General features: G+C 63.7%; 13 protein-coding genes. 2 read left to right on the forward strand and 11 right to left on the reverse strand.

The window, feature by feature from the left end:
• Positions 1-41 precede the first annotated feature (41 nt).
• Together ACE4QZ_RS21550 and ACE4QZ_RS21555 are read right to left on the reverse strand one after the other, a co-directional pair.
• Entirely contained in the window at positions 42-3,107 is a 3,066-nt protein-coding gene (locus ACE4QZ_RS21550) for an efflux RND transporter permease subunit (protein WP_103462969.1), read from the reverse strand.
• Between the two features lie 6 nt (positions 3,108-3,113).
• On the reverse strand, positions 3,114-4,214 hold the full coding sequence (locus tag ACE4QZ_RS21555; RefSeq protein ID WP_103462970.1) for an efflux RND transporter periplasmic adaptor subunit: 1,101 nt from the start codon (positions 4,212-4,214) through the stop codon (positions 3,114-3,116).
• Positions 4,215-4,389: 175 nt separating this feature from the next.
• Between ACE4QZ_RS21555 and ACE4QZ_RS21560 the strand changes: the two genes are divergently transcribed.
• Positions 4,390-5,031, forward strand: coding sequence for a TetR/AcrR family transcriptional regulator (locus tag ACE4QZ_RS21560; protein ID WP_103462971.1), 642 nt, complete (start codon positions 4,390-4,392; stop codon positions 5,029-5,031).
• A gap of 151 nt (positions 5,032-5,182) precedes the next feature.
• On the opposite strand, the gene ACE4QZ_RS21565 is transcribed toward ACE4QZ_RS21560, so the two are convergent.
• Together ACE4QZ_RS21565 and ACE4QZ_RS21570 are read right to left on the reverse strand one after the other, a co-directional pair.
• Entirely contained in the window at positions 5,183-6,055 is an 873-nt protein-coding gene (locus tag ACE4QZ_RS21565; RefSeq protein WP_103462972.1) for an RHS repeat-associated core domain-containing protein, read from the reverse strand.
• Positions 6,056-6,251: 196 nt separating this feature from the next.
• On the reverse strand, positions 6,252-7,028 hold the full coding sequence (locus ACE4QZ_RS21570; RefSeq protein WP_014592156.1) for a class I SAM-dependent methyltransferase: 777 nt from the start codon (positions 7,026-7,028) through the stop codon (positions 6,252-6,254).
• Between the two features lie 104 nt (positions 7,029-7,132).
• On the opposite strand from ACE4QZ_RS21570, the gene ACE4QZ_RS21575 reads away from it, so the two are divergent.
• On the forward strand, positions 7,133-7,753 hold the full coding sequence (locus tag ACE4QZ_RS21575) for an energy transducer TonB (protein WP_103462973.1): 621 nt from the start codon (positions 7,133-7,135) through the stop codon (positions 7,751-7,753).
• Positions 7,754-7,755: 2 nt separating this feature from the next.
• Here the strand turns inward: ACE4QZ_RS21575 and ACE4QZ_RS21580 are convergent, their stop codons facing one another.
• The 7 genes from ACE4QZ_RS21580 to ppc all read right to left on the reverse strand — a co-directional run bounded on the left by ACE4QZ_RS21580 (position 7,756) and on the right by ppc (position 14,949).
• Positions 7,756-8,445, reverse strand: a complete 690-nt coding sequence (locus ACE4QZ_RS21580) for an extensin family protein (RefSeq protein ID WP_103462974.1) — start codon at positions 8,443-8,445, stop codon at positions 7,756-7,758.
• Positions 8,445-9,275, reverse strand: a complete 831-nt coding sequence (locus ACE4QZ_RS21585; protein ID WP_103462975.1) for an oxaloacetate decarboxylase — start codon at positions 9,273-9,275, stop codon at positions 8,445-8,447. The genes ACE4QZ_RS21580 and ACE4QZ_RS21585 overlap by 1 nt, the downstream gene beginning before the upstream one ends.
• A gap of 28 nt (positions 9,276-9,303) precedes the next feature.
• Positions 9,304-10,173 (reverse strand): DUF72 domain-containing protein, encoded by an 870-nt coding sequence (locus ACE4QZ_RS21590; protein WP_103462976.1) that lies wholly within the window; start codon positions 10,171-10,173, stop codon positions 9,304-9,306.
• A 3-nt stretch (positions 10,174-10,176) separates the two neighbouring features.
• Positions 10,177-10,467 carry a hypothetical protein gene (locus ACE4QZ_RS21595; protein ID WP_084850406.1) on the reverse strand — a complete coding sequence of 97 codons (291 nt, stop codon included), beginning with the start codon at positions 10,465-10,467 and terminating at the stop codon, positions 10,177-10,179.
• Between the two features lie 131 nt (positions 10,468-10,598).
• Entirely contained in the window at positions 10,599-11,273 is a 675-nt protein-coding gene (gene tsaB, locus ACE4QZ_RS21600) for a tRNA (adenosine(37)-N6)-threonylcarbamoyltransferase complex dimerization subunit type 1 TsaB (protein ID WP_021785936.1), read from the reverse strand.
• Positions 11,274-11,413: 140 nt separating this feature from the next.
• On the reverse strand, positions 11,414-12,064 hold the full coding sequence (gene adk / locus ACE4QZ_RS21605) for an adenylate kinase (RefSeq protein WP_004575467.1): 651 nt from the start codon (positions 12,062-12,064) through the stop codon (positions 11,414-11,416).
• 257 nt (positions 12,065-12,321) lie between these two features.
• A complete protein-coding gene (gene ppc, locus ACE4QZ_RS21610; protein WP_103462977.1) occupies positions 12,322-14,949 on the reverse strand; it encodes a phosphoenolpyruvate carboxylase in 2,628 nt (875 codons plus the stop codon).
• Positions 14,950-14,979: the final 30 nt, after the last annotated feature.

Raw genomic sequence — 14,979 nt, forward strand, 5'->3', positions numbered from 1 at the left:
TTCACCCGCGAAGGGAGGGCCAAGCCCTCCCCCTGCGGTCTTCAGCCCTTCTTCACCCTGAACCACGCCGCATACAGCGCTGGCAGGAACAGCAGTGTAAGCACCGTGGCCACGATCAACCCGCCCATGATCGCCACCGCCATCGGCCCGTAGAACACACTACGCGACAACGGGATCATGGCCAGCACCGCCGCCAGCGCGGTCAGCACGATCGGCCGGAAGCGCCGCACGGTGGCCTCGATGATCGCCTGCCAACGCTCCATCCCCGCTGCGATGTCCTGCTCGATCTGGTCCACCAGGATCACCGAGTTGCGCATGATCATCCCCGCCAGGGCAATGGTGCCGAGCATGGCGACAAAGCCAAACGGCTGGCGGAACACCAGCAGGAACAGGGTCACACCAATCAGCCCCAGCGGCGCGGTGAGGAACACCATCACCGTGCGCGAGAAGCTGCGCAGCTGGATCATCAACAAGCTCAGCACTACCACGACGAACAGTGGCATACCGGCATTCACCGATTTCTGCCCTCGCTCGGAGTCCTCCACTGTGCCGCCCACCTCCAGCAGATAGCCATCGGGCAGCTTGGCGCGGATGTCCTGCAAGGTCGGCAGAATCTGTTTCACCAGCGTCGCCGGCTGCTCCTGATCGTAGATATCGGCGCGCACGGTCACCGTCGGCAAGCGGTTGCGGTGCCAGATGATGCCTTCTTCAAAGCCGTACTCCAGGGTCGCCACCTGCGACAGCGCCACGCTTTGGCCATTGTCGGTAGGCAACGCCAGGCTACCCAGGTTGCCCAGGTCACTGCGCTCCTGGAGGGTGCCGCGCAGCAGGATCTCGATCAGCTCATTGTCCTCGCGGTACTGGCTGACCGTGGTGCCGATCAGCGAGCTTTGCAGGAAGCTCGCCAGGTGCGCGGTGCTCACACCCAGCGCCCGGGCGCGGTCCTGGTCGATTTCGAGGAACACCGCCTTGCTGGGTTCTTCCCAGTCCAGGTGCACGTTCACCACATGCGGGTTCTCGCGCACTCTGTCAGCCACTTCACGGGCCAGTGCACGGGCCTTCTCGATATGCTCGCCAGTGACCCGGAACTGCACCGGGTAGCCCACGGGCGGGCCATTCTCCAGGCGCGTGACCCGGGCACGCAGGTCGGGGAACTGCTGGTCCACAGTGCTGATCAGCCAACTGCGCAGGCGCTCGCGGTCCTCCATAGACTTGGCCAGCACCACGAACTGGGCAAAGCTGGCTGCCGGCAGTTGCTGGTCCAGCGGCAGGTAGAAGCGCGGCGAACCGGTGCCCACATAGGCCACGTAGTTGTCGATACCGTCCTGCTGCTTGAGCAGCGCCTCCAGCTGCTTGACCCGCTTGGCGGTATTGGCCAGCGAGGCGCCTTCGGCCAGCTTCAGGTCAACCATCAACTCCGGGCGCCCGGAGGCCGGGAAGAACTGTTGGGGCACGAAGCGGAACAGCAGGATGCTGCCGATGAAGGCGGCAACGGTCAGCAGGATCACCGTCTTGCGCCGCCGTACGCACCACTCCACCAGCCGTCGCACACGCTGGTAGAACGGGGTGGCGTAGGGGTCTGGCGCATGGCCGTCCTTGCCATGGCGTGCGGCATGCAGCTTGGCCAGGTCGGGTAGCAGGCGCTCGCCCAGGTAAGGCACGAACACCACAGCCACCACCCACGAGGTCAGCAGAGCGATGGTCACCACCTGGAAGATCGACCGGGTGTATTCGCCCGTGCTGGAGGCAGCGGTGGCAATCGGCAGAAAGCCTGCTGCCGTGATCAGCGTACCGGTGAGCATCGGGAAGGCCGTACTTGTCCAGGCATAGCTTGCTGCCTTGAGGCGGTCGTAGCCCTGCTCCATCTTGATCGCCATCATCTCCACGGCAATGATCGCGTCGTCCACCAGCAAGCCAAGGGCCAGCACCAGTGCGCCGAGGGAAATCTTGTGCAGGCCGATGCCGAAGTAATGCATGGCGGCAAAGGTCATGGCCAGCACCAGCGGAATGGCCAGCGCCACCACCAGGCCGGTGCGCAGGCCCAGCGAGAAGAAGCTCACCAGCAGCACAATGACCAGCGCCTCGACCAGCACCTGGACGAATTCCCCCACGCCAGCCTTCACCGCCGCCGGTTGATCCGAAACCTTGCGCAGCTCCATGCCGGCCGGCAGGCTGTGCGCCAGGCGCTCGAACTCGCCTTCCAGGGCCTTGCCCAGAACAAGGATATCGCCACCGTCTTTCATCGACACTGCCAGGCCAATGGCATCCTCGCCCATGAAGCGCATGCGTGGTGCGGGTGGGTCGTTGAAGCCACGGTGCACCTCGGCGACATCGCCAATCCGGAAGGTGCGATCACCCACGCGAATGGGGAACTGACGGATCTGCTCGACGCTGTCGAAACGCCCGCTCACCCGCAGATGCAGGCGCTCGCTGGGCGTCTCGAAGAAACCGGCGGTGCTCACCGCGTTCTGCTCTTGCAACGCCTTCTGTACGGCTTCCAGCGGCACGCCGAGGGTGGCCAGCTTGAGGTTGGACAGCTCGATCCAGACTTTCTCGTCCTGCAGGCCGATCAGCTCGACCTTGCCCACATCCTTGACCCGCTGCAGCTGGATCTGGATACGGTCGGCGTAGTCCTTGAGCACCGCATAGTCAAAGCCTTCGCCAGTCAGCGCATAGATATTGCCGAAGGTGGTGCCGAACTCGTCGTTGAAGAACGGGCCCTGGATCTCCGGCGGCAAGGTATGACGGATGTCCGCAACCTTCTTGCGGATCTGGTACCACAACTGGGGGATGTCCTTGGAGTGCAGCGAGTCGCGGGCCATGAAGGTGACCTGCGATTCGCCGGGGCGGGAGAATGAGACAATCCTCTCGTACTCACCGGTTTCCATCAGCTTCTTCTCGATGCGCTCGGTCACCTGGCGCGCCACTTCTTCGGCGCTGGCGCCCGGCCACAGGGTGCGGATGACCATGGCCTTGAAGGTGAATGGCGGGTCCTCGCTCTGGCCAAGCTTGGTGTACGACATGGCGCCAATGGCGGCCAGCAGGATCATCAGGAACAGGACGATCTGGCGGTTGCGCAGTGCCCAGGCAGAAAGGTTGAAACCCATCGGGACTTACTCCTTGGCCGTCAGGTTCACTACACGGTTGCTGCGGTCCACAGGGCGTACCTCCTGGCCCTCGCGCAGTACATGGCCACCAGCGGCAACCACCCAGTCACCCGGGTCCAGGCCTTCGAGTACCGGCACACTGTCGCTGCCATACGCCCCCAGCCGCAACGTCGCCCGCTCCAGGCGGCTTTCCTTGTTCACCCGCCAGACATAGGCCTGACCGTTTTCCGCAGTCACTGCCGACAGCGGTACCGACAGCGGGATCAGCCCATCCTTGGCGATGAACACCCGGGCGCTCTGGCCCAGCTCAGCCGGAACGGCGGCCGTGGTAAAGGCGACGCGCGCCGCGAACGTGCGCGAACGCGGGTCGGCAGCCGGTGACAGCTCGCGAATGCGCCCCTGGAAACGCGCCTGCGGGTGCGACCACAGCTCCACGCTCACCGGTTGGCCCACAGCGAAGCGAGCGAACTGCTGCTCCGGCAGGCCGATGGCCACTTCTCGCTCGCCATCGGCGGCGAGGGTAAACACGGTCTGCCCGGCGGCGACCACCTGGCCCACTTCAACCTGGCGCTTGGCGATCACCCCGGCCTGCGGCGCACGCAGCACGGCATATTCGGCCTGGTTGCCAGCCACATCGAACTCGGCCTTGGCCTGCTTCAGACGGGCAAGGCCTGCGCGGTAGAGGTTTTCGGCATTGTCGTACAGGGAATGGCTGACCATCTGCCGTTCCAGCAGCTTCTGGTAGCGGTCGCGCTCGGCGCGCACCAATGCCAGGTTGGCCTCGGCAGCCGCCAGTTGGGCGCGATTGGCTTCAAGTTGCAGGCGCACGTCCTGCGGGTCCAGCTCGGCCAGCGGCTGATCGGCCTTGACCCGCTGCCCCTCCTCCACCAGGCGCTTGCTGACCTTGCCGCCAATGCGGAAGGCCAGCTCCGGCTCGAAGCGCGCGCGCACTTCGCCGGGGTAACTGTCGGCAGCGGCTTCGGCCGGCTGCGGCTGCACCACCAGCGCCGGGCGCGGCGCAGCGGGTGGGGCGGCTTCCTGGCCACATGCCGCCAGAAGCAGGGCAGCAGCGGCGGGCAGAGCGATGGACAAGGCATGGCGCAACATGATGAATCCTTTCGCGGAGTGCACATTTAATATTTGTACTGACGGGTATATTAAATCAGCGCAACGATGCCGGGAAGGGTGTGCGCGGGTTTTTCAAGCGCGCGGTGAGCAGGTAATGCAGCCTGGCTTTCGCCGGATGGCGCCTGACCCGTTAAGATGGTGATCCTTCAACCAGATGCAGACCACAATGTCCAACGACGCACCCATCGGCCCGGGCCGGCCCAAGGACCTGGCCAAGCGCGAGGCAATTCTCGAAGCGGCCAAGACGCTGTTCCTCAGCCTTGGCTACGCCAACACCAGCATGGATGCGGTCGCTGCGGCGGCAGGTGTTTCAAAGCTCACTGTGTACAGCCACTTCACCGACAAGCAGACCCTGTTCTGCTCGGCGGTCATGGCCACCTGCCAGATCCAGTTGCCTGACCTGCTGTTCGAGTATCCCGAGGGGGTACCGGTGGAAGAAGTGCTGCTGACGATTGCCCGCAACTTCCAGGCGCTTATCAGCAGTGACGAAGCGATCAAACTCAGCCGCCTGATCATGGCCCAGGGCAGCCTGGACCCGAGTTTTGGCGAGTACTTCTACGAAGCCGGGCCCAAGCGCGTGCTCGCTGGCATGGAAGCGCTACTGCGCGGGGCACATGAGCGCGGGCTGCTGCGCATCGACAACCCGCTGCGCGCTGCGGAGCACTTCTTCTGCCTGGTCAAAGGGGCACCGGATTACCGGTTGCTGCTGGGATGTGCGGGGCCGCTGGAGGGCGATGAAGCCGAGGCGCATGTGCGCGAGGTGGTGAGGGTGTTCTTGCGAGCGTTCCAGCCTTGAAGGGTTGAAATTACATACCGGCCCTGAAGTTCTGCCTCTGCCTTTCGTGCGCCATCTACGGAAGGCAGAGACAACAACTTAGACCATTAATCCAACCATCTCTGAATATTGCTCTCCAACTGTTCAATAATTATGGCGTCTTTCGAGGTGCTCATCCCGTCTCGCGTCCTGGCTCTAGCCTCTTCCAACTCCGCAAAAGCCCTTTGAATTGCAGACTTCTTGTTGAGTTGCTCCTGTGCCGCCCTTCGTTCCGCCAAAGTTGTTCTGGGCCCGGAATGGTAATCTGCGACTGAGCAGCAATATTGTCAGTCAACGAACTCTCGTTTTGTAGCCTGATCGCATATTGTTCATCAATCTGGATTTGATTAACATCCTTCATGATCTGATTATCCGCGTCAACCGTCTGCTGAGCGTTCGGAAATAAGGTACTGTTTTTGGCAGCTTGAATAGTGGCGCTTTGAGCCTCTGGAGCGAAAGTCTTCGTTACCTTTGGCCGCTTCGGCTTCAGCCGGAATAGTCTTCTGAAGAACTTTCCGATCCCCCAAAAGTGTCCAGTCGGATCAGTGCGATTAATGGGGTCTCCCGCGCAGTATGCGTACGCGTTGAAACCACCTGCACCGAATGGGCTCCAACTGTCCGGGCTGCAAAAGCGCATCATGACCGGGCTGAATTGCCTGTAACCATTCCCCAGATGGTAAAGCCCCGAACTTGCATCCAGCCGCTCGCCACTGAAGGCAAGCAACGACAGCAAGCCGCTACCCTGATTGTGATGCCCATAGGGCGAGTAAACCTGTGATTCCAGGCGTTTCCTTTCATAAATGAATAGGACCGAGCGCTGCTGGTCGGATGCCGCCAGCATGCTGGACAAGCCCGAGGACTGATGATCTTTCTGAGCCAGCACCAGGTCATTAGCCTGAAAGAAACGCCAGCGGGCATCGCCATTCAATTCAGCAACTATCTTGCCGTTACAGTAAAAAAACTGGCGGCCAGCTTGCCGGGCATAAGGAGCAGGCGACATGAACATTACCCTCAATCAGGATCAAATGTCCGTTAGGATCGCGCCCTTAGCCAACTAATGACTACTGGAAGAAATAACAGGTCATTGTAGGAGCGGGTTTACCCGCGAAGGAGGCGACGCAGTGGATGGCACCGGCGTTGCCGGTGTTCGCGGCTAACGCCGCTCCTACAATGATCGTGCTAGCCGGCCAGATAGGGGCAGATCAGGCCTTCAAGGCCTTCTTCGGATAAATGTCATACCGGCTCGACTTGCCTTCCAGGCTGTGGCTGGGCTTCGGCCCGTCGATGATCGGCGCCTTGCGCGGCCGCTTCACCACCACCCGGTGGCTGGCCAGCGCCAGGGCGGCTTCGAGCAGGGCCGGGGCATCCAGGTCGTCACCGACCAAAGGCCGGAACACGCGCATTTCCTTTTTCACCAGGGCGCTCTTGTCGCGGTGCGGGAACATCGGGTCGAGGTAGATCACCTGCGGCGCCTCCCCTTCCCAGGCGCGCATGCGCTCGATGGCGTTGCCGGTCAGCAGGCGCATGCGCCCGACAATCGGGCCCACTTCTTCGTCCGCTCGCGCCCGCGCCAGGCCGTCCTCCAACAGCGCGGCAATCAGCGGCTGGCGCTCGATCAGGGTCATCTGGCAGCCAAGGCTGGCCAGCACGAACGCGTCCTTGCCCAGCCCCGCCGTGGCATCCAGCACCTGCGGCCGGATACCTTGGGCAATGCCCACAGCCTTGGCGATCATCTGCCCGTTGCCACCGCCAAACTGGCGGCGATGCGCAGCCTGGCCTTCGACGAAGTCCACACGCACCGGCCCGGGCGCCTGCGGGCCCAGTTGCTGAATCTGCAAGCCGTCGGCGCCCACCTGCACCGCGAAGGCGGCGGTATCGTCCTGCAGCGGCAGGCCCAGGCGTTCAGCCCACGCCCTGGCCTGTTGCGCATACTCAGCTGCCATTGCCTCGACCCTGATACCCGTGCCTTGCTCTTCCATCGTTTACACCCGAAAAATCAAACCAAGCCCTTAATGAATCGGCAGCCACGGCCGATACAGGCAATATCCCGCTATTCTGCCAGAGCACAGCGCGCACGACTGCCATGTCAGATACTCTTCCCATCGGCTTGACCTATTTGTCGCCTGTCGGCAACTACAGTCAGCACAACACCCAGGCACTCGGGGGCGTCAGCCACCTGTGGCAGGATTTCTTTGCCCGGGCGATGGCCGAGCAGCAGGAAGAGCCCGTAGACGGCGTCAGCCAGTCGTTCGTGCAGTACGACCAGGACAGCGGTGAACCCATCGGCGGCGCCCGTGCACTGGCGTTGATTGACGCCCAGCGCGCCTGCCCGGTGCACGACACCATCGTGGCGCCGCCCGAACCGTTGTTTCTGCCCAAGGCCGAACTTGAAGCCAAGCTGCTACCACCCGCGCCCGAGCCGTTCAGTGCCATTGAACTGATCGAGCAGCAGCGCCAGCTCGACATCAACAACAGCTGGCTGCGTCCGGTGGTAATGAGCCAGGGCCAGCCCATTGCCGAGCCCGGCCCTGGCCCCACGCCACGGTCACTATTCCTGCCCATTGCCGAGTTCGAGACGAACCTGCTGGACCCGGCGCCCGAACCGTTCGACGACGCCACCCTGGCCAAGCAGCAAAATGACCTGGAGTTCGACATCCACTGGGCGCGCCCTGTGGTGCTGAACAACGTGCGCGCTCACGCCTGAGGCTAGCGGCACACCTGCCAGCGCCCCATGTCCAGGTGAAAGTGATTGTGGTGAGCCGCGTTGTAGTCCGGCCCCAGCACCGTGCTGAAGCTCTCGCAAGCCGCCCGCTGCACCCGACGCAGGAATTCGGCCTTCTGCCCACCCGCCTGCCAGTCACGCGCCAGCACGATCCGCTGGCCGTCCTGCAGGCGGAAACCGCTGATGTCCAAGGCATTGGCCGTGGCATGCTGGCTCAAACGGCCCTGCTTGCGGTGGTAGACGTTGCGGCAGGCAAAGCTGCCCAGGTGATCGACCTGCGTCACCGGTTGCCCAAACACTTCCTGCGCCGCCGGCTGCAAGCCATGGTTTTCGAACAGTGCATAGGCCACCGCCAACGGGCAACTGGCCAGAAAGCTGCTGCTCAGCCGCGCCTGGCCGCCCTCGATGCGCCATACGTTCCGCAGTGGGCAGCTGGCCGACGCCGGGCTATCGGCTTGTGCCCGGTAACGCAGGTGGCTGGTTTCCAGCGCCTGCCGGCACAGCGCTGGGTCATCGCGTAGGCGCGACAGTTTGTAGGGGGTCAGCAGGTTGGGCGGCTGGCGTACGTCCAGCGGCGCCCAGGGGTTCCATGCGGCAGGCAGGCGCCAGCCAAAGTGCCAGGCCAGGCCGGCCACCGTCAGCAGGCCGACCAGTAGCGCCAGCAATGCCCGCATCAGCGGCGGAACAGGTCGTTCAGCTGGGCAAACGGCATTGCCTGCTCACCGTAGCCGAACGTGCCCTCATCGCGAATTTCCTGCGCCGCCCGGTAGAAGGCCCCGAGTGCAGCACGGGCCAGCGACGAGCCAACGCTTACGCGGCGCACGCCCAGGTCCTGCAACTGGTTGACGCTCAGCGGCACGCCCGCCATGCCCATCAGCACATTCACAGGGCGCGGTGCGACTGCCTGCACCACGGCACGGACTTCCTCCACGGTGCGCAGCCCGGGGGCGTAGAGCACGTCGGCACCGACCTCGGCATAGGCTTGCAGGCGCAGGATGGTGTCGTCGAGGTCCATGCGTCCGTGCAGCAGATTTTCTGCCCGGGCGCACAAGGTGAACGGGAATGGCAGGCTTCGCGCAGCCTGCGCGGCGGCGCGCACCCGCTCCACGGCCAGCCCGAAGTCATAGATGGGCGCATCACTGCGGCCACTGGCATCTTCGATGGAGCCGCCCACCAGGCCGACTTCGGCGGCACGCAGAATGGTCTGGGCACAGTCTTCGGGCAAGTCGCCAAAGCCGTTTTCCAGATCGGCGGCCACCGGCAGCGCGGTGGCATCGACGATCTCGCCGGCATTGTCCAGTGTATCGTCCAGGCTCAAGGCGCCTTCGGCGTCTGGCCGGCCCAGGCTGAAGGCCAAGCCGGCACTGGTGGTAGCCAGTGCCTCGAAACCCAGGCTGGCGAGCAACTTGGCGGAGCCGGCATCCCACGGGTTGGGAATGACGAACGCGCCCTCGCGCTCGTGTAACGCCTTGAAGGCCTCAGCTCGCAGGGTTTGCACATCCATGGTTCAACCTCCGGCAGTCAGGGAAAGGTCAGAGTAGCCCCAATTGTTCGACCTCAGGGGCGCGCGGCAATTCCGGCAAAGGTGCCAGGCCAGGCAGGCGCGCCATCAGGCGCTGATGGAAACGCTGGGCCAGCGCCGCAGCCAGGCGATTGTCCGAGGTGTGCAGGAAGATATAGGGATTGCGGCCTTCTTCAATCCAGGCGGCGACCTTTTCTACCCAAGGGCTAAGGAAGGCCTGATTGGCCTCCAGTTCCGGATGGCCGATGAAGCGAACCTGCGGATGCTGGCTGAAGGCTGCCGGACGCGGTGGTACCTTGGGCTTCTTCGACTGCGCATGCAGCACGGCAGGGTCGCGCGAGATGCAACTGAACAACGCACGGGGGTCGAGGCAGATGCGCTCTACGCCGCGTTCGTGCAGCAGGCGATTGAGCAGGCGTTCTTCCTCACCCTTGGCAAAAAAGGCCTGGTTGCGCACTTCCACGGCCACCGGCACGGCGATCTGATCGAGGAAGTGACAAAGCTCACCCAGGCGCGCCGGGCCGAACTGGGCCGGCAACTGCAGCCAGTAGGGTGATACGCGCTGGCCCAGCGGGGCCATCAGCCGGGTGAAGTCGAAGGCAGGTTCAAGCTGGTCACGCAGGTCGCCCTCATGGCTGACATCCCGCGGAAACTTGGCAGTGAAGCGAAAGTGCTCGGGCATGACTTGCGCCCAGCGGGCAATGGTCCCGGGCGCGGGACGTGCATAGAAAGTGGTGTTGCCTTCGACGGCGTTGAAGACCTGGCTGTAGAAGCCAAGCATTTGATTACTGTTGGCGTCAGCGGGGTACAGGTAGTCGCGCCAGGCGTTTTCGCTCCACGACGGGCAACCGAGAAAGTAAGGCAGTGGTGACGGATTCATCCATCAAATGTACAGGTCGAGCCCCAGTACTTCCATGTCCCAGTCGGTAAAACCGGCAGTGCTCAGGTAGCTGGCCAGTGCGGTGGCGGTGCGGCGGTCACGGGCACGAGGGAAAACCATGTCTTGCTGCCGGGCTGGCAGTCCACCACCAGGGCGGCGGGCGGTGGTTTCCTGCGGGGCGGCTTCTGCCTCCTCGATTACCTCGGCATCGTCGATGGCCTGGTCACGCACCGCTGCTTTGCGCGAGGTGCGCTTGAGCGGGTAGGACTGCGATGAGAAACCGTCGATACGCATGGCATGAGCACTCAGGACCAATGATGGCAATTTAGCAGCATCAGGGTTCCGTCGCTAATGCTTGAGTGATAACTGGACCACAGATCGCGCAAAAGGTTTTAGCGTGTTCGGCGATAACCGACGAACAGCACTCAGTGCTTCTTGGGCGTGGCTACATTATCGCGCAGATAAACCGGCTGCGCCTGCTCGGCGACGATTGCCTCGCCACGGGCCCAGGCAAAGGTGGCCAGGCTGAGGACGTCCAGGGCGTTGGGCAAGGCACCCGGGTTGCTAGCCGCCACCTGTACCGCCAGGCGCTCGGCATAGCCCCATCCGGTACCGGCACCGAACCACTCGCCATTGCTGCCTGCCGGCAGCGCCACCTGCTCGGGCGGCAACACGGCTTCACGGCCGACCAGGCGCATTTCGCCCGCCGTGGCCTGGTAGCAACCCCAGTACACTTCATCCATGCGTGCATCAATGGCCGCTGCCACCTGCTGCACACCATGCTCGCGCAATGCACCCTGGGCCAGTGCGGCCAGGTTGGACACCGGCAGCACCGGGCGTTCGAGGGCAAAGGCCAGGCCTTGCACCACACCGATGGCAATACGCACGCCAGTGAACGCGCCCGGGCCACGGCCAAAGGAAATGGCATCCAGCGCATTCAGTGCCACGCCAGAGTCGGCCAGCAGTTGCTTGATCATCGGCAGCAGCTTCTGGGCATGCATGCGCGGGATCACCTCGTAGTGGCTGGTTACCTTGCCGTCATGCAGCAGCGCGACGGAACAGGCTTCGGTGGCGGTATCCAGGGCCAGCAGGGTGGTCATCGAACGGGTATCCAGGTGCGAATGAAAAAGAGCGGCAGTATAGAGCAGCAGCGGCGTTGTGTCCCGAGGGGGCCGCTGTGCGGCCTACAAACGACAACGGCCCGCAAGCGGGCCGTTGTCGAGGTGCGTCAGGCGCCGGTTCAGCTCAGGGCTGCCAGGACCTTGGCGGTGATGGCTTCAACCGAGCCGACACCTTCGATGTGGCTGTACTTCGGCTTGCCGCCATTGGCAGCCGACAGCTTCTGGTAGAAATCCACCAGCGGCTTGGTCTGGCTGTGGTAGACCGACAGGCGATGGCGAACGGTTTCTTCTTTGTCGTCGTCACGCTGGATCAGGTCTTCACCGGTCTCGTCGTCCTTGCCTTCCACTTTCGGCGGGTTGTATTGAATGTGGTAGGTACGGCCCGAGGCCAGGTGCACGCGGCGGCCAGCCATGCGGCCAACGATTTCTTCGTCGTCCACGGCAATTTCGACCACGGCATCGATGTCGACACCGGCAGCGACCATGGCTTCGGCCTGCGGGATGGTGCGTGGGAAGCCGTCGAACAGGCAGCCGTTGGCGCAATCAGGCTGGGCAATGCGCTCCTTCACCAGGCTGATGATCAACTCGTCGGAGACCAGCTGGCCGGCATCCATGACTTTCTTCAGCTCCAGGCCCAGCGGGGTACCGGCCTTGACGGCGGCACGCAGCATGTCACCGGTGGAGATCTGTGGAATACCGAACTTTTCGGTGATGAACTTTGCCTGAGTACCTTTACCGGCCCCGGGAGCTCCCAGCAGAATTACGCGCATCTTGTGCTCCTCAAATTTTTTTATGAAATTCAATGGATTCGGCAACCAGGGCCAAGTCCGGAAAATCGGGTATGACCATAAATCGGTCAGAAGGCTGCTCAAGATACACAGCGCCCGGCAGCCAGACAAGCGTCCCAAAGTTGCAGGAATGCGCCACTTGCGGCTGACCGGGCAGGCGGTTGCGCCCGGCGCAACCACCCTTCCCGACATTGTGCCGGGCCTGTATGACACTCGCCAGGCATGACCCGGGCTTGCCCTTAGCCGGTGTTGCGCAGCCCGGCAGCAATACCCGCCACGGTCACCAGCAAGGCCTGCTCCAACGGGCTGTCCAGAGCGGCTTCGCGGCTGCGCGAGCGGGCCAGCAACTCTGCCTGCAGGCGGTGCAACGGGTCCAGATAGGTATTGCGCAGGCTAATGAATTCCAGTGTCTCGGGGCTGTGCGCCAGTAGCACCGGCTGCCTGGTCAGGCCCAGCACCACCTGGCACGACTGCGACAATAGGTCGCGCAGGTGCGCACCTAAAGGGAGCAAGTGCGGTTGCACCAGACGTTCGTCGTAGGCCTCGGCAATTTGCGCATCGGCCTTGGCCAGGACCATTTCCAGCATGTCGATGCGAGTGCGGAAGAACGGCCATTGCTCACGCATCTGCGCCAGCAACTCACCCTGCCCCCGAGCCAAGGCGTTAGTCAGCGCGGTTTCCCAGCCCAGCCAGGCCGGCAGCATCAGCCGGGTCTGGGTCCAGCCGAAGATCCACGGGATGGCGCGCAGGCTTTCGATACCCCCGGCGCGGCGCTTGGCCGGGCGGCTGCCCAGCGGCAGGCGCCCCAGCTCCTGTTCTGGCGTCGACTGGCGGAAGTACTCGACGAAATCAGGGTTCTCCCGTACCACGCTGCGGTAGGCCTGGACACCATCGGCAGCCAACTGGTCCATCACCTCACGCCAGGCAGGTTGCGGGGGCGGCGGTGGCAACAGCGTGGCTTCAAGCACGGCAGCCAGGTACAGGTTGAGGTTTTGCTCGGCGATGCCCGGCAGGCCGAACTTGAAGCGAATCATTTCACCCTGCTCGGTGGTGCGGAAACGCCCCGCTACCGAACCCGGTGGCTGCGAAAGGATCGCGGCATGGGCCGGGCCACCGCCTCGCCCGACCGTACCGCCACGACCGTGGAACAGCAGCAGCTCGACCTGATGCTCGGCACAGATACGCACCAGGTTTTCCTGAGCCCGGTACTGCGCCCAGGCAGCAGCCGTGGTGCCGGCGTCCTTGGCCGAATCGGAGTAGCCGATCATCACTTCCTGCGGGCCGCGCAGGCCCGCGCGGTAGCCCGGCAGGCCAAGCAGGCGCTGCATGACCGGGCCGGCGTTGTCGAGGTCGGCCAGGGTCTCGAACAGTGGCACCACACGCATGGGGCGGGTCAGGCCGGCTTCCTTGAGCAACAGTTGTACCGCCAGTACATCCGAGGCGGCCCCCGCCATGGAGATGACGTAAGACCCCAGCGAGGCGGCCGGTGCAGCGGCCACTTCCCTGCAGGTCGCCAGCACTTCGGCGGTGTCCGCTTGCGGCTTGAAATGCGCAGGTAGCAGGGGCCGGCGGTTTTTCAACTCGGCCTGGAGGAACGCGATGCGCTGCTCCTCATCCCAGTCGGCGTAACGCCCCAGGCCCAGGTAATCGGTAATCTCGGTCAGCGCATCACGGTGACGGGCAGCGTCCTGGCGCACGTCCAGGCGGCCCAGGAACAGGCCGAAGGTGACCGCACGGCGCAAGCAGTCAAGCAGCGGGCCTTCAGCGATAACGCCCATGCCGCATTCGTGCAGTGACTGGTAGCACAGCTCCAGCGGCGCGATCAGCTCGCGGTTCTCCACCAGCACGTCGGCACCGGCCGGTTGGTTGCTGGTCAAGGCCGACTGCGCCCATGCGCGTGTCGCACGCAGGCGGTCGCGCAATCGCTTGAGCACTGCGCGGTAAGGCTCGGCACTGTCGCCGACTTGCGCGCGCAGGGCGTCGCTGGCCTGCTGCATGGACAGCTCGGCGGCCAGTGCGTCGATATCGCGCAGGAACAGGTCGGCGGCCATCCAGCGCGCCAACAGCAGCACTTCGCGGGTGACGGCAGCCGTCACATTGGGGTTGCCATCCCGGTCCCCCCCCATCCACGAGGCAAAGCGGATCGGCGCGGCCTCCAGCGGCAGCCGCAGGCCAGTGGCCTCCAGCAGGGCCTTGTCGACCTTGCGCAGGTGGCTGGGGATGGCGTGCCACAGCGAATGCTCGATCACTGCGAAACCCCACTTGGCTTCGTCTACCGGCGAAGGCCGGGTGCGGCGGATTTCTTCGGTATGCCAGGCCTCGGCGATCAGCCGGCGCAGGCGTTCGCGCACTTGCTGGCGTTCTGCCGCGGTCAGGTCACGATGGTCCTGTGCGGCCAGTTGGCCGGCGATCGCGTCGTACTTCTGGATCAGCGTGCGACGGGCCACTTCGGTGGGGTGTGCGGTGAGCACCAACTGAATATCGAGCTTGGCCAGTTGCCGGGCCAGGGCGTCGTTGCTGTGGCCGGCCTGCTTCAGACGCCCCAGCAGCTCGGGCAGTACCCGCGCTTCGAAAGGTTCGGGTTGGTCAGCGTCGCGGCGGCGGATCAACTGGTACTGCTCGGCCATGTTGGCCAGGTTGAGGAACTGGTTGAAGGCCCTCGCTACAGGCAGCAGGTCTTCTTCGGCCAAGTCCGCCAGGGTTGAACTCAGTTGCTCACCAGGGCCGCGGCGGTCGGCCTTGGCACTGTGGCGGATGTCCTCGATTTTCTGCAGGAACGCATCGCCATGCTGCTGGCGAATGGTTTCGCCAAGCAGTTCGCCCAACACATGGACATCTTCACGCAAACGCACATCGATATCAGTCATTGGCGCTCTCTCCGTTGCATCCCTATCAGC

The organism is Pseudomonas sp. DCA-1 (assembly GCF_046523955.1).
Classification (GTDB): domain Bacteria; phylum Pseudomonadota; class Gammaproteobacteria; order Pseudomonadales; family Pseudomonadaceae; genus Aquipseudomonas; species Aquipseudomonas putida_Y.

Coding starts and splice junctions, on each gene's coding strand:
- ACE4QZ_RS21550 (WP_103462969.1), bottom strand. CDS start 3,107: ATGGGTTTCAACCTTTCTGCCTGGGCACTGCGCAACCGCCAGATCGTC.
- ACE4QZ_RS21555 (WP_103462970.1), bottom strand. CDS start 4,214: ATGTTGCGCCATGCCTTGTCCATCGCTCTGCCCGCCGCTGCTGCCCTG.
- ACE4QZ_RS21560 (WP_103462971.1), top strand. CDS start 4,390: ATGCAGACCACAATGTCCAACGACGCACCCATCGGCCCGGGCCGGCCC.
- ACE4QZ_RS21565 (WP_103462972.1), bottom strand. CDS start 6,055: ATGTTCATGTCGCCTGCTCCTTATGCCCGGCAAGCTGGCCGCCAGTTT.
- ACE4QZ_RS21570 (WP_014592156.1), bottom strand. CDS start 7,028: ATGGAAGAGCAAGGCACGGGTATCAGGGTCGAGGCAATGGCAGCTGAG.
- ACE4QZ_RS21575 (WP_103462973.1), top strand. CDS start 7,133: ATGTCAGATACTCTTCCCATCGGCTTGACCTATTTGTCGCCTGTCGGC.
- ACE4QZ_RS21580 (WP_103462974.1), bottom strand. CDS start 8,445: ATGCGGGCATTGCTGGCGCTACTGGTCGGCCTGCTGACGGTGGCCGGC.
- ACE4QZ_RS21585 (WP_103462975.1), bottom strand. CDS start 9,275: ATGGATGTGCAAACCCTGCGAGCTGAGGCCTTCAAGGCGTTACACGAG.
- ACE4QZ_RS21590 (WP_103462976.1), bottom strand. CDS start 10,173: ATGAATCCGTCACCACTGCCTTACTTTCTCGGTTGCCCGTCGTGGAGC.
- ACE4QZ_RS21595 (WP_084850406.1), bottom strand. CDS start 10,467: ATGCGTATCGACGGTTTCTCATCGCAGTCCTACCCGCTCAAGCGCACC.
- tsaB (WP_021785936.1), bottom strand. CDS start 11,273: ATGACCACCCTGCTGGCCCTGGATACCGCCACCGAAGCCTGTTCCGTC.
- adk (WP_004575467.1), bottom strand. CDS start 12,064: ATGCGCGTAATTCTGCTGGGAGCTCCCGGGGCCGGTAAAGGTACTCAG.
- ppc (WP_103462977.1), bottom strand. CDS start 14,949: ATGACTGATATCGATGTGCGTTTGCGTGAAGATGTCCATGTGTTGGGC.